Source organism: Ramlibacter sp. JJN2-2R, assembly GCF_057747835.1.
Map to the genome: position 1 here is coordinate 1,960,851 of NZ_CM173226.1, position 11,859 is coordinate 1,972,709.

The window sequence follows — 11,859 nt, forward strand, 5'->3', positions numbered from 1 at the left end:
CTCAGTCGCCCATCACCACGCCTTCGCGCCGCGGGTCCGCGCCGCCGAACCAGGTCATCCGGCCCGGTGCGTCGCCACGCACCAGGGCCTGCAGGCCGCTGGTCATCTCCTGCTCGCGCACTTCGGCGCCGCGTGCACGCAGCGCCTGGACCGTCGCGGGCGGGAAGCGCTTCTGCTCGAGCAGGGTGGGGCCGTTGAGCGAACCGAAGTTCGGCAGGTCGATGGCCTGCTGCGGCGCGAGGCCCCAGTTGAGCACGCCATAGAGCGTCTTGGCGGTGAAGTGGATGATCAGCGCGCCGCCGGGGCTGCCGCCGCTCATCACGAGCCGGCCGGTGGCCTTGTCGAACACGAGCGTGGGCGCCATCGACGAGCGCGGCCGCTTGCCGGGCTGCACGCGGTTGGCGATGGGCCGGCCCTGCGCGTCGGCGGGGGTGAAGCTGAAGTCGGTGAGCTCGTTGTTCAGCATGAAGCCGCGCACCATCTGGCGCGCGCCGAACTGGTCCTCGATGGTGGTGGTCATGGCGACGGCGTGGCCACCCGCGTCGACGATGCTGATGTGCGAGGTGCCGTGCTCGGGCTGGTCGGGCATGGGGGCCAGGGCGCCGCGCGTGCCGGGAGTGCCGGGTTGCGCGACCTTCATGCTCCGCGGGCCGATCAGGCGGGCGCGCTGGCGCAGGTAGGCGGGGTCGAGCAGCGTCATCCAGCTGCCGCCCGGCGGCTGGACGAAGTCGGGGTCGCCCAGGTACTGGCCCCGGTCCGCGAATGCCAGGCGCGCGGCCTCGTTGTACAGATAGAGCCAGTCGGCCGACGGCAGTCCTTCCACGAGCGGCAGCGAGGCCGCGTTCGTGTCGTTCAGGATGCCCAGGATCTGGCCGATGGCGATGGCCCCCGAGCCCGGCGGCGGGAAGCCACAGATGCGGTACTCGCGTGCCGGCGCGCGGTAGTCGTGGCAGATCGGTTCGCGCTGCTTCGGCTGGTAGCCCGCCAGGTCGGCCAGGGTGAGCCGGCCGGGATTGGTCGGGTGCCCGCGCACCTTGTCGACGATGGCCTGCGCGATGTCCCCTTCGTGGAGCGCCCTGGCGCCCTCGGCGGCGATGCGGCGCAGGACGGCGGCCAGCGCCGGGTTGCGAAGCCGCTCGCCGACCCGGCGCGGTTCGCCGTCCGGCCGGTAGAAGTAGACGGCCGCGACCGGGTCCTTCTTCAGGTGGGCGTCGGCCTGCAGCACGGCGTGCAGCCGCGGGCTCACGGGGAAACCGGACTCGGCCAGCCGGATGGCGGGCTGCAGGAGCGCCGACCAGGGCAGCTTGCCATGCCGGCGGTGCGCCATCTCGAGCATCCGCACGGTGCCGGGGACGCCGACCGAGCGGCCGCCGACCACCGCGTCGTAGAAGGCGAGGGGCTTGCCGTCGGCGCCGAGCAGCAGCTTCTCGTCCGCCGCGGCCGGCGCGGTCTCGCGGCCGTCGAACGCCTCGACATGCGCGCCGTCGAAATGCAGCAGGAAGGCGCCGCCGCCGATGCCGCTGGACTGCGGCTCCACCAGCGTGAGCACCATCTGCACCGCGACCGCCGCATCGACCGCGGAGCCGCCGGCCTGGAGCGCCTGGTAGCCCGCCTCGGTGGCGAGCGGGTTCGCGGCGGCGACGGCGAATCGGTGCGCCGCCCAGCCCGGCTTCCGCGTGGAGCCCGAAGCCGCTTCGGGCAGGACGGGCCGCTGGTCCTCGAAGGCGGGCGGCGGAGCGCTCGCGCACCCGGCCAACGCCAGGGTGGCGATCGCCAGCGCAGCGAGCTGCCGTCTCATGCCTGGGGACCCGCGTGGGATCCGGCCCCGGCGGGGCGGGCCATCAGCGCGGCGCGAGCCGGATGGCGCCGTCCAGGCGGATCACCTCGCCGTTGAGCATGTCGTTCTCGAAGATGTGCTTGGCCAGCTTGGCGTAGTCCTGCGGCGTGCCCAGGCGCGAGGGGAACGGCACGCTGGCGGCCAGCGAGTCCTGCACCTCCTTGGGCATGCCGAACAGCATGGGCGTGCCGAAGATGCCGGGAGCGATGGTCATGTTGCGGATGCCGTTGCGCGACAGGTCGCGCGCGATCGGCAGCGTCATGCCGACCACGCCGCCCTTGGAGGCGCTGTACGCCGCCTGGCCGATCTGGCCGTCGTAGGCGGCGACGGAGGCGGTGGAGATCAGGCAGCCGCGCTCGCCGGTGGGCTCCGGGTCGTTCTTGGCCATGGCTTCGGCGGCCAGGCGGATCATGTTGAAGCTGCCCACCAGGTTGACCATGATGGTCTTGGTGTACAGCGCCAGGTTGTGCGGGCCGTTCTTGCCGACCGTCTTTTCCGCCGGCGCGATGCCGGCGCAGTTGACCAGGCCCATCAGCTTGCCCAGGGACACGGCCTTGGCCACGACGGCTTGGCCGTCCGCTTCCTGGCTCACGTCGCACTTGACGAAGGCGCCGCCGATCTCGCGCGCGACGGCTTCGCCCTTGTCGGCCTGCATGTCGGCGATGACGACCTTGCCGCCCTCGGCGGCCAGCATGCGTGCCGTGCCTTCGCCGAGGCCGGAAGCGCCGCCGGTGACGATGAAGACCTTGCCCTTGATGTCCATGGAAGCTCCTTCTTGGTTGACGTTCACGTCAATTATCGGGGCGAAAGCAGAAGGGGCCGCGATGCGGCCCCCGTGACTGCGTGCGCGGCGGCAACTCCGCCGCGGGGCGGGCTCACTTGAATCCGGCGCGGTCGAGCATCTGCTGGACCTTGACCTGGTTGGCGCCGACGGCCGCCAGCGGAATGGTCTCGGCCTTGAAGTCGCCCCCGCTCATGGCCTGCAGCGCCGGGTTGGCGACCTTCACGCCACGCGCGACCGGCCACTCGTTGTTGCCGTTGGCGAAGTGGTTCTGCGCCTCGGGGCTGGCCAGGTACTCGAGGAACCTGACCGCCGCGGCGGGGTTCCTGGCGTTCCGGGCCACCGCGCCGCCCGCGATGTTCAGGTGCGTGCCCCACGACTGCTGGTTCGGGAAGACCACCGCCACCTTCTCCATCACGGCGCGGTCCTCGGGCTTGTCCGAGCGCATCAGGCGGGCGATGTAGTAGGTGTTGCTCAGCGCCACCTGGCACTCGCCGGCCGCGACGGCCTTGATCTGGTCGGTGTCGCCGCCCTTGGGGTCGCGCGCCAGGTTCGACTTCACGCCCTGGAGCCACTCCTGCGCCCGGGCCTCGCCGAGGTGCTCGGTCACCGAGCCGAACAGCGACAGGTTGTACGGATGCGAGCCGGAGCGCACGCACACGCGGCCCTTGTTCTTCGGGTCGCCGAGCTCCTCGTACGTGTCGACGTCCTCGCGCTTGACCCTGGCCTTGTCATAGACCACGACCCGGGCCCGGGTGGAGAAGCCGAACCAGGTGGTGCCCTCGGGGCCCGCCGCCGCGCGGTACTGCACCGGGATCGCGTCCTCCAGCACCTTGGATCGGACCGGCTTGAACAGCCCGTCGACATCGCCCTTGGCCAGGCGCGCCGCGTCCACCAGCAGGATCACGTCGGCGGGCGACGCGGTGCCCTCGGCCTTCAGGCGGGCGAGAATCCCGGCGTCGTCGGCGTCCACGCGGTTGATGCGGATGCCCGTGGCCTTGGTGAAGTTCGCGTACAGCGCTTCGTCGGTGGGGTAGTGGCGCGCGGAGTAGAGGTTCAGGACCTGGTCCTGCGCGGCGGCCGGCAGGCTGGCCGCCCCGGCGAGGGCGAGGCAGAAGGCAAGGGCGGATCGGCGCATGAAGTGGAGTCTTTCGAAGGTGGATGCGAAGAGGGCGATCATAATCCAAACAAGAATCATTCTCAGTTGGTGGCGGGGCCGGGGGTCGGGCGCGAGCCTCGCTTCGCGCTGGCGGGACGGTCTGCTGGTGGCCGTGCTGCTGGCGCTGGCCGGGTGCGCGAGCACGAAGCCCGAGCCGACGGTGCCGGCCGCGCCGCCGGTGGTGGCGGCGCCCGTCGTGGTGCCGCCACCCAAGCCACCGCGCATCGCGCTGGCGCTCGGCGGTGGCGCCGCACGCGGCTTCGCCCACGTGGGCGTTATCCAGGTGCTCGAGGAGGCCGGGCTGCGGCCCGACCTGGTGGTGGGCACCTCGGCGGGCAGCCTGGTGGCCGCGCTGTATGCCAGCGGCCGCAGCGGCGCACAGTTGCAGCAGGTGGCCGAGGCCATGGACGAGGCGGCGTTCACCGACTGGACGCTGCCGCTGTTCAACCGCGGCATGCTGCGCGGCGAGGCCCTGTCGCGCTACGTGAACGCGCAGGTGGGCAACCGGCTCATCGAGCAGATGGCGCTGCCGCTGGGCATCGTCGCCACCCGGCTCGACACCGGCGAAGGCGTGCTGTTTCAGCGCGGCGATGCCGGGACCGCCGTGCGCGCGTCCAGCGCCGTGCCGGCCGTGTTCCTGCCCGTGAAGATCAGCGGCGCCGAGTACGTCGACGGCGGGCTGGTGGCCCCGGTGCCCGTGCGCTATGCGCGGCAGATGGGCGGGGAGTTCGTGATCGCCGTCGACATCTCGGCGGCGCCCGAGGGCAACCCGTCGGGCGATCCGCTGCAGATCCTGCTGCAGACGTTCGCGATCATGGGCAAGAGCATCAATCGCGGCGAACTGCAGCAGGCCGACCTGGTGGTGCGCCCGCAGCTCGTCGGCATGGGCAGCGCCGACTTCACGGCCAGGCGCCGGGCGATCGAGGCCGGCCGCGCCGCGATGCGCCGGCTGCTGCCGCAACTGAAGGCCGCGCTGGCGGCCAGAATGCTGCACTGAGGTCGAGCGCTCGCACCCCGACGGCGGGAGCGGACGTAAAAAAGCCCCAGCCTTGCAGCTGGGGCGAAGGATCCCTGAACCTGTGAAGGTGTCGAAAGGACCCGAGGAGACAACCTGAAGAACTCCCGTCCATCACGGAAGTCCTGGATAGATGCTCCGCATCGAGCGGAGTTCCCGTCCTCACGAAGTGCGGGCGGGACCCGCCGATTCAAGTGCTCAGCGCTTGGCCTTGGCGGCCGTCTTGCCGGCGTTCACCGCCGTGTTGGCCACGGCGTTGAAGTTGGCTTCGGCCACGTCGGAGGCCTGCTTGACGGCCTTCTGCACCGACTCCAGCGCGTTGTTGCCGGCGGCGATGGCGCTCTTGAACACGGCCACGGCGGTCTCGGAGCCGGCCGGGGCGTTCCTGGCGGCGTTGTCGACCACGGCCATGAACTTCTTCTGCGCGTCGGTCGCCTGCGACTCGAAGGTCTTGCCGAACTCGGCGCCGGTGCCGGCGGCGATGTCGTACAGGTGGCGGCTGTAGGCGGCGGTCTTCTCGGCCAGGGGCTGGAACAGGCTCGCCTGCAGGGCCAGCAGTTCCTGGGCGTCCTTGACAGCCAGCATGGAGGTGGTGGTGTCGGCGGCTTCGACCAGCGCGGCCTTGGACGCGGTGAGGTTCAGCTCGACGAGCTTCTCGACGCCTTCGAAGGCCTTGGAGGTCAGGCCGAAGAGGGTTTCGACGGTGGCTTTCTGGGAAGCGAGGATCTGTTCAGGGGTCAGCATTTGCGGTTCTCCGGGTGGTTGCAAAAGGGCTGCCCCGGGCGAAGTCGCCATGTTGCGGTGCAGCAATTCACGTGAGTATAGGGAAGCCGCCCCGGAGTGCAAGTGTTTTTTGTTGCGGCGCAACATTCTAGGAGTCTCCCTCTAGCCCGCGGCCGGGCACGGGCGCCGGGACAATCGCCGGATGCAGGTCTTCTATGCGACCCAGTTCGTCCTGCCGCTGCCGCCCGGGCACCGTTTCCCGATGGGCAAGTACCAGCTGCTGCGCGACAGCCTGGCGGCCGAGGTGCCCGAGGTGCAGCTCCAGCAAGCCCTGCCCGCCAGCGACGGCGAACTGGCGCTGGTCCACACGCCGGGCTACGTCCAGGCGATCTCGGACGGGACCGTCGAGCCGGCGATCGTGCGCGAGATCGGCTTTCCCTGGAGCGAAGCCATGGCCGAGCGGGCCAGGCGGTCGGTGGGCGCGACCATCGCCGCCTGCCGGGCCGCTTTCGCGCAGGGGGTGGCGGCCAACATCGCCGGCGGCACCCACCATGCGTGCGCGGACCGCGGCGGGGGCTTCTGCGTCTTCAACGACGCGGCGGTCGCGGCCCGCCTGATGCAGGCCGAGCATGGCCGCCGCGGCCGGCAGCTGCGGGTGGCCGTGATCGACCTCGACGTGCACCAGGGCAACGGCACCGCCAAGGTCTTTCGCGACGATCCCAGCGTCTTCACGCTGTCGCTGCACGGCCAGAAGAACTTCCCGTTCCGCAAGGAGCGCAGCGACCTGGACGTCGACCTGCCCGACGGCTGCCGGGACGACGCCTACCTCGAGGCGCTGGAGCAGGCGCTGGGTGAACTGGAACGCCGGTTCGACCCCGGCCTGGTGATCTACCTCGCCGGGGCGGACCCGCACGAAGGCGACCGGCTCGGGCGCCTGAAGCTCACCTGGGACGGCCTGGAGGCCCGCGACCGGCGCGTGTTCGACTGGGCCTGGCAGCGCGGCGTGCCGCTGGCCTTCGCGATGGCGGGCGGCTACGGCACGCGCATGGAGGACACGGTGCAGGTGCAGGTGAACACGTTCCGCGCGGCGGTGCAGTTCTGGCGGCGCTGGCAGAATCGGCGTCGATGAGTGACCGCCCCACGGCCCGGCCGGAGCCCGAATCCCGCAGCGCCTACCGCGCTTTCCGGCCCATCACCACCCGCTGGATGGACAACGACGTGTACGGCCACGTCAACAACGTCGTCTACTACAGCTGGTTCGACACCGCCGTCAACGCGCACCTGATCGAGCGCGGCGTGCTCGACATCCACGGCGGCGACACGATCGGCCTGGTGGTCGAGACCCAGTGCAACTATTTCGGTCCGCTCGCATTCCCGCAGACCGTCGAAGCGGGCCTGCGCGTGGCGCGCCTGGGCGGCTCGAGCGTGCGCTACGAGGTCGGCCTGTTCGCCGCCGGCGAACCGCTGACCGCCGCCAAGGGGCATTTCGTGCACGTCTATGTCGATCGGGCGACCCGCCGGCCGGTGCCGCTGCCCGCCGCGCTTCGCACCGTCCTGGAGGAACTGCAATGACCACCCCGCAGGTCAGCACCGTCGTCGCCGACCCCGCCAGCGTGGCGGCCGCCATCGAGAGCCGCTTCTCGGCCCGCGCCTTCCTGCCCACGCCGGTTCCGCGCGAGACGATCGAGCGGCTGCTGCAACTGGCCAGCCGCGCGCCGTCGGGCACGAACACCCAGCCCTGGAAGGCCTACGTGCTGCAGGGCGCGAGCCGCGACCGCCTGGTCGAGAAGGTCTGCAAGGCGCACGACGCCATCTATGCCAACCCCGCGCTGGCCGCGGAGTACCGCGAGGAGTACGACTACTACCCGGAGAAATGGGTGCCGCCCTACATCGACCGGCGGCGCCAGAACGGCTGGAGCCTGTACGGCCTGCTGGGGATCGGCAAGGGCGACAAGGACAAGATGCACGCGCAGCACCAGCGCAACTTCCGCTTCTTCGACGCGCCGGTCGGCCTGATGTTCACGCTCGACCGCGTGATGGGCCGCGGCTCGCTGGTCGACTACGGCATGTTCCTGCAGAACCTGATGGTCGCCGCCCGCGCGGAGGGGCTGCACACCTGCCCGCAGGCGGCCTGGAACGGGTACGCACGGATCATCCTGCCGCACATCGGCGCGGGTGAGGACGAGATGCTGGTCTGCGGCATGTCCCTGGGCTACGCGGACCCGCAGGCCCCGGTCAATTCCTTCCACACGCCGCGCGAGCCGGTGGCGGCCTTCACCCGGTGGCTGGAGTGAGCGCGGTGCGAATCCTTCCTGCGTCCCTGCTGGCCGTGGCAGGCCTCCTCGCTCCCGGGCTGGCTGCGGCCGCCGACTTCGATGGCCGGCAGCTGTCGGCCGTCTGGGGCCTGCCGTTCGCGGGCCTCCTGCTGTCGATCGCGCTGATGCCGCTGCTGGTGCCGTGGTTCTGGCACCGCCACTTCGGCAAAGTCGCGGCGGGCTGGTCGCTCGCCTTCCTGCTGCCGTTCGCGCTGGTGTTCGGCCCGGCCGCCGCCGGGGGCGCCTTCGTGCATGCGGCGGTGGCCGAGTACATCCCGTTCGTGATCCTGCTCACGGCGCTGTTCGCCGTGGCCGGCGGCATCCACATCCGCGGCAACCTGCACGGCAGCCCGGGGCTCAACACCGCCGTGCTGGCCATCGGCGCGGTGCTGGCCAGCTTCATGGGGACCACCGGCGCGTCCATGCTGATGGTGCGGCCCCTGATCCGGGCCAACGACAACCGCCGCCACAAGGCGCACGTGTTCGTGTTCTTCATCTTCGTGGTGTCCAACGCGGGCGGCTCGCTCACGCCGCTGGGGGATCCGCCGCTGTTCCTCGGCTTCCTCAAGGGCGTGGAGTTCTTCTGGACGGTGCGCCAGATCCTGCCGGAGACGCTGTTCCTGGTGGGCTCGCTGCTGGCGATCTTCTATGCCCTGGACAGCTGGTACTACCACCGGCGCGAGGAAACGCTGCCGGTGGATCCGACGCCCGACACGCGCGCCATCGCCTTCGACGGCGCGCGCAACTTCTGGCTGCTGGGTGCGATCGTGGCGCTGGTGCTGCTGTCGGGCGTCTGGAAGTCCGGCATCGCCTTCCACGTCGCCGGCGTGGAGGTCGGGTTGCCGGGACTGGTGCGCGACGTCGGCCTGGTGCTGGTCACGTTGCTGTCGCTGCGCATCACGCCGGCGGCCGTGCATTCCGAGAACCAGTTCTCCTGGGGGCCGATGCAGGAGGTGGCCAAGCTGTTCGCCGGCATCTTCCTGACCATCATTCCCGTCATCGCCATGCTGCGCGCCGGGCTCGAAGGCCCGTTCGCCCCCGTCATCGCGGCCGTGACCCGCGCCGACGGCACGCCCGATCCGGCGATGTATTTCTGGGCCTCCGGGGCGCTCAGTTCCTTCCTCGACAACGCGCCGACCTACCTGGTGTTCTTCAACACCGCGGGCGGCGACGCCCAGGTGCTGATGACGCAACTGGCCGCCACGCTGGCCGCGATTTCGGCCGGTTCCGTGTTCATGGGTGCCAACTCCTACATCGGCAACGCGCCCAACATGATGGTCAAGGCGATCGCCGAGGAGCGCGGTGTCAAAATGCCCTCCTTCTTCGGCTACATGGCCTGGTCGGGCGCGGTGCTGATCCCGCTGTTCGTCCTCATGACCGTCCTTTTCTTCCGCTAGCCCACCATGAACAAGCCCCCCATCCTGGTCGCGCGCGCCGTCTTCCCCGAGGTCATCGCCCGCCTCGAGCAGCACTTCACGGTGGAGCACAACCAGGCCGAGGAAGCCTGGTCGCGCGAGCAGCTGATCGCCCGCCTGCAGGGCAAGGTGGGCGCGTTCACCACCGGTGGCGAACGCATCGACGCCGACCTGATCCAGGCCTGCCCCAGCCTGCGCATCTGCGCCAACATGGCCGTGGGCTTCAACAACTTCGACCTGCCGGCGATGACGGCGGCGAAGGTGCTGGGCACCAACACGCCCGACGTGCTGACGGAGACGACCGCCGACTTCGGCTTCGCGCTGCTGATGGCCACCGCCCGGCGCCTGACCGAGAGCGAGCATTACCTGCGCGCGGGCAAGTGGCAGAAGTGGAGCTACGACATGTTCGCCGGCGCCGACGTGCACGGCACCACGCTGGGCATCCTGGGCATGGGCCGCATCGGCCAGGGCATCGCGCGCCGCGGCGCGCACGGCTTCGGCATGAAGGTGATCTACCACAACCGCTCCCGGCTCGCGCCCGAGGCCGAGGCCGCCTGCAAGGCGACCTACGTCAGCAAGGAGCAGCTGCTGCGCGACGCCGACCACCTGGTGCTGGTGCTGCCGTACTCGGCGCAGTCGCACCACGCGATCGGCGCCGCGGAACTGGCACAGATGAAGCCCACCGCCACGCTGGTGAACATCGCCCGCGGCGGCATCGTCGACGACGCGGCGCTGGCCGCCGCCCTGCGCGAGCGGCGCATCGCCGCCGCCGGCCTGGATGTCTACGAGGGCGAGCCCAAGGTCCACCCCGACCTGCTCACCGTGCCCAACATCGTCCTCACGCCCCACATCGCCAGTGCCACCGTGCCGACCCGGCTCGCGATGGCCAACCTGGCCGCCGACAACCTGATCGGCTTCCTGGTGAACGGCAAGCCGCTGACGCCGCTCAACCCCGAGGTGCTGGGTGCCTGACGCGCCGCAGGCTTTCTCCACCGGGGTGTTCGGTTTCGCCGTCTTCGCCGTCCTGCTGCTGGCCGGCGTCGTCGCGGGCTGGTTCCTGGCGCGGCGCGGTGCCGGCGCCCAGCTGGATGCGATCGCGGCGAAGGTGAAGGCCGAGGCCGCCGTCGAACTCGCCACGGCGTCCGAGCGCGTGCGCAGCCTGGAGAACGAACGGCAGCAGCTCGCCGCGGAGGTGCACGATCTGCGCGCGCAGAGCGCCACCTACCGCGATGCGCTCGACAGCGCGCGCGACGAGAAGGCCCAGCTCGGCGAGCGCGCCGGCCGGGTCGCGGTGCTGGAAGCCGAGATGGCGGCCATCGTCACCCGCGCGGAGCGGCTGGCGCAGGACCTCTCGGGCGCCGAGCGGCGGGCCGCGGCGCTCGATGCCTCGCTGAAGGCGGAGAGCGAGACCGGCGAGACCCTGCGCCGCGAACTCGCCGTCGCCGTCCAGGCGCGCGATGCCCTGCAGCGGCAGGTGGTCGAAGCCGACAAGCAGGTGGTCGAGCTGACGACGCAGCTGCAGGCCGAGCGGTCCCAGGCGCAGGAGAAGCTCGCCTTGCTGGCCTCGGCGCGCGACGAGCTGTCCAACCAGTTCAAGTCGCTGGCCAGCGACATCCTGGACGAGAAGAGCCGCAAGTTCGCCGAGCAGAACCAGGCCAACCTCGGCCAGCTGCTCGATCCCCTGCGGCTGCGCCTGCAGGAATTCCAGGGCAAGGTCGAGCTGATGTACGACACCGAGGGCAAGGAGCGCTCGGCGCTCGCGCAGCAGGTGCTGCAGCTCCTGGAGTTGAACCGGACGCTCGCGGACGAGGCCAAGAGCCTGACGTCGGCGCTCAAGGGGTCGACCAAGACGCAGGGCAACTGGGGCGAGTTGATCCTCGAGCGCGTGCTCGAGGGCTGCGGGCTGCGCAAGGGGGTGGAATACGAGACCCAGGCGAGCGTGAACCGCGAGGAGGGCGGCCGCGCGCAGGCGGACGTGGTGATCAGGCTGCCCGAGGAGCGGCACCTCGTCATCGACGCCAAGGTGTCGCTGCTGGCCTACGAGGAATACGCGACCAGCGACGACGACGCCGTCCGTGCCGCCGCCCGCAAGCGCCATCTCGATTCCATCCGCGCGCACGTCAAGGGCCTGTCCGAGCGCAACTACCAGCTGCTCTACGGGCTCAAGTCGCTGGACTTCGTGCTCATGTTCGTGCCGATCGAGCCGGCGTTCATGCTGGGTGTCACCGACGACAACGGCCTGTTCATGGAAGCCTGGAACAAGAACGTGCTGCTGGTCAGCCCCTCCACGCTCATGTTCGTGCTGCGCACCGTGGCGCACCTGTGGCGGCAGGAAGCGCAGAGCCGCAACGCGCAGGAGATCGCGCGCCGCGGCGCCGAGCTGTACGACCGCCTGACCGCCTTCGTCGCGGACATGGAGAAGGTCGGCCGCGGCATCCAGCAGGCCGGCGATGCCTACGGCGACGCGTTCGCGAAGCTGTCGAAGAACAAGGGCAACGTCATCCGCCAGGCCGAGATGCTCAAGAGCCTGGGCGTCAAGCCCACCAAGTCGCTGCCCGCCCCGCTGGTCGCCGCCTCCGGCATCGAAGGGGACGAGGCCCCTTGACCCGCGGGC

11 protein-coding genes are annotated in these 11,859 nt (G+C 70.6%); 7 read left to right on the plus strand and 4 right to left on the minus strand.

Annotated features, from left to right (window positions below; translation table 11 throughout):
* Position 1: 1 nt before the first annotated feature.
* The 3 genes from AC3ANR_RS09665 to AC3ANR_RS09675 form a co-directional block, all read right to left on the minus strand.
* A complete protein-coding gene (locus AC3ANR_RS09665; RefSeq protein WP_488291661.1) occupies positions 2 to 1,798 on the minus strand; it encodes a gamma-glutamyltransferase family protein in 1,797 nt (598 codons plus the stop codon).
* Positions 1,799 to 1,841: 43 nt separating this feature from the next.
* On the minus strand, positions 1,842 to 2,600 hold the full coding sequence (locus AC3ANR_RS09670; protein ID WP_488291662.1) for a 3-hydroxyacyl-CoA dehydrogenase: 759 nt from the start codon (positions 2,598 to 2,600) through the stop codon (positions 1,842 to 1,844).
* Between the two features lie 112 nt (positions 2,601 to 2,712).
* Complete coding sequence (locus tag AC3ANR_RS09675) at positions 2,713 to 3,756, minus strand: extracellular solute-binding protein (RefSeq protein ID WP_488291663.1); 1,044 nt, start codon at positions 3,754 to 3,756, stop codon at positions 2,713 to 2,715.
* Between the two features lie 127 nt (positions 3,757 to 3,883).
* Here AC3ANR_RS09675 and AC3ANR_RS09680 point away from each other — a divergent pair, with 127 nt between their 5' ends.
* On the plus strand, positions 3,884 to 4,774 hold the full coding sequence (locus AC3ANR_RS09680; RefSeq protein ID WP_488291664.1) for a patatin-like phospholipase family protein: 891 nt from the start codon (positions 3,884 to 3,886) through the stop codon (positions 4,772 to 4,774).
* Positions 4,775 to 4,990: 216 nt separating this feature from the next.
* Here the strand turns inward: AC3ANR_RS09680 and AC3ANR_RS09685 are convergent, their stop codons facing one another.
* Positions 4,991 to 5,536, minus strand: coding sequence for a phasin family protein (locus tag AC3ANR_RS09685; RefSeq protein ID WP_488291665.1), 546 nt, complete (start codon positions 5,534 to 5,536; stop codon positions 4,991 to 4,993).
* Positions 5,537 to 5,717: 181 nt separating this feature from the next.
* Between AC3ANR_RS09685 and AC3ANR_RS09690 the strand changes: the two genes are divergently transcribed.
* From AC3ANR_RS09690 to AC3ANR_RS09715, 6 genes are read left to right on the plus strand one after another with little or no spacing between them, the layout of a single operon-like run.
* Positions 5,718 to 6,644, plus strand: a complete 927-nt coding sequence (locus tag AC3ANR_RS09690) for a histone deacetylase family protein (protein WP_488291666.1) — start codon at positions 5,718 to 5,720, stop codon at positions 6,642 to 6,644.
* The gene (locus AC3ANR_RS09695; protein ID WP_488291667.1) at positions 6,641 to 7,087 is read left to right on the plus strand and encodes an acyl-CoA thioesterase; all 447 of its coding nucleotides are present in this window, start codon (positions 6,641 to 6,643) and stop codon (positions 7,085 to 7,087) included. The genes AC3ANR_RS09690 and AC3ANR_RS09695 overlap by 4 nt, the downstream gene beginning before the upstream one ends.
* Entirely contained in the window at positions 7,084 to 7,809 is a 726-nt protein-coding gene (locus AC3ANR_RS09700) for a nitroreductase (protein ID WP_488291668.1), read from the plus strand. The genes AC3ANR_RS09695 and AC3ANR_RS09700 overlap by 4 nt, the downstream gene beginning before the upstream one ends.
* 5 nt (positions 7,810 to 7,814) lie before the next feature.
* Positions 7,815 to 9,227: a sodium:proton antiporter gene (locus AC3ANR_RS09705; protein WP_488291669.1), complete on the plus strand. Its 1,413-nt coding sequence runs from the start codon at positions 7,815 to 7,817 to the stop codon at positions 9,225 to 9,227.
* Positions 9,228 to 9,233: 6 nt separating this feature from the next.
* Positions 9,234 to 10,217, plus strand: a complete 984-nt coding sequence (locus AC3ANR_RS09710; protein ID WP_488291670.1) for a 2-hydroxyacid dehydrogenase — start codon at positions 9,234 to 9,236, stop codon at positions 10,215 to 10,217.
* Complete coding sequence (locus AC3ANR_RS09715) at positions 10,210 to 11,850, plus strand: DNA recombination protein RmuC (RefSeq protein WP_488291671.1); 1,641 nt, start codon at positions 10,210 to 10,212, stop codon at positions 11,848 to 11,850. Before AC3ANR_RS09710 ends, AC3ANR_RS09715 begins: the two co-directional genes overlap by 8 nt.
* The last annotated feature ends 9 nt before the right edge of the window (positions 11,851 to 11,859 follow it).

What these genes read in the sequence shown, in the direction of transcription:
- AC3ANR_RS09665 (WP_488291661.1), bottom strand. Translation starts at nt 1,798, where the DNA reads ATGAGACGGCAGCTCGCTGCGCTGGCGATCGCCACCCTGGCGTTGGCC.
- AC3ANR_RS09670 (WP_488291662.1), bottom strand. Translation starts at nt 2,600, where the DNA reads ATGGACATCAAGGGCAAGGTCTTCATCGTCACCGGCGGCGCTTCCGGC.
- AC3ANR_RS09675 (WP_488291663.1), bottom strand. Translation starts at nt 3,756, where the DNA reads ATGCGCCGATCCGCCCTTGCCTTCTGCCTCGCCCTCGCCGGGGCGGCC.
- AC3ANR_RS09685 (WP_488291665.1), bottom strand. Translation starts at nt 5,536, where the DNA reads ATGCTGACCCCTGAACAGATCCTCGCTTCCCAGAAAGCCACCGTCGAA.
- AC3ANR_RS09690 (WP_488291666.1), top strand. Translation starts at nt 5,718, where the DNA reads ATGCAGGTCTTCTATGCGACCCAGTTCGTCCTGCCGCTGCCGCCCGGG.
- AC3ANR_RS09695 (WP_488291667.1), top strand. Translation starts at nt 6,641, where the DNA reads ATGAGTGACCGCCCCACGGCCCGGCCGGAGCCCGAATCCCGCAGCGCC.
- AC3ANR_RS09700 (WP_488291668.1), top strand. Translation starts at nt 7,084, where the DNA reads ATGACCACCCCGCAGGTCAGCACCGTCGTCGCCGACCCCGCCAGCGTG.
- AC3ANR_RS09710 (WP_488291670.1), top strand. Translation starts at nt 9,234, where the DNA reads ATGAACAAGCCCCCCATCCTGGTCGCGCGCGCCGTCTTCCCCGAGGTC.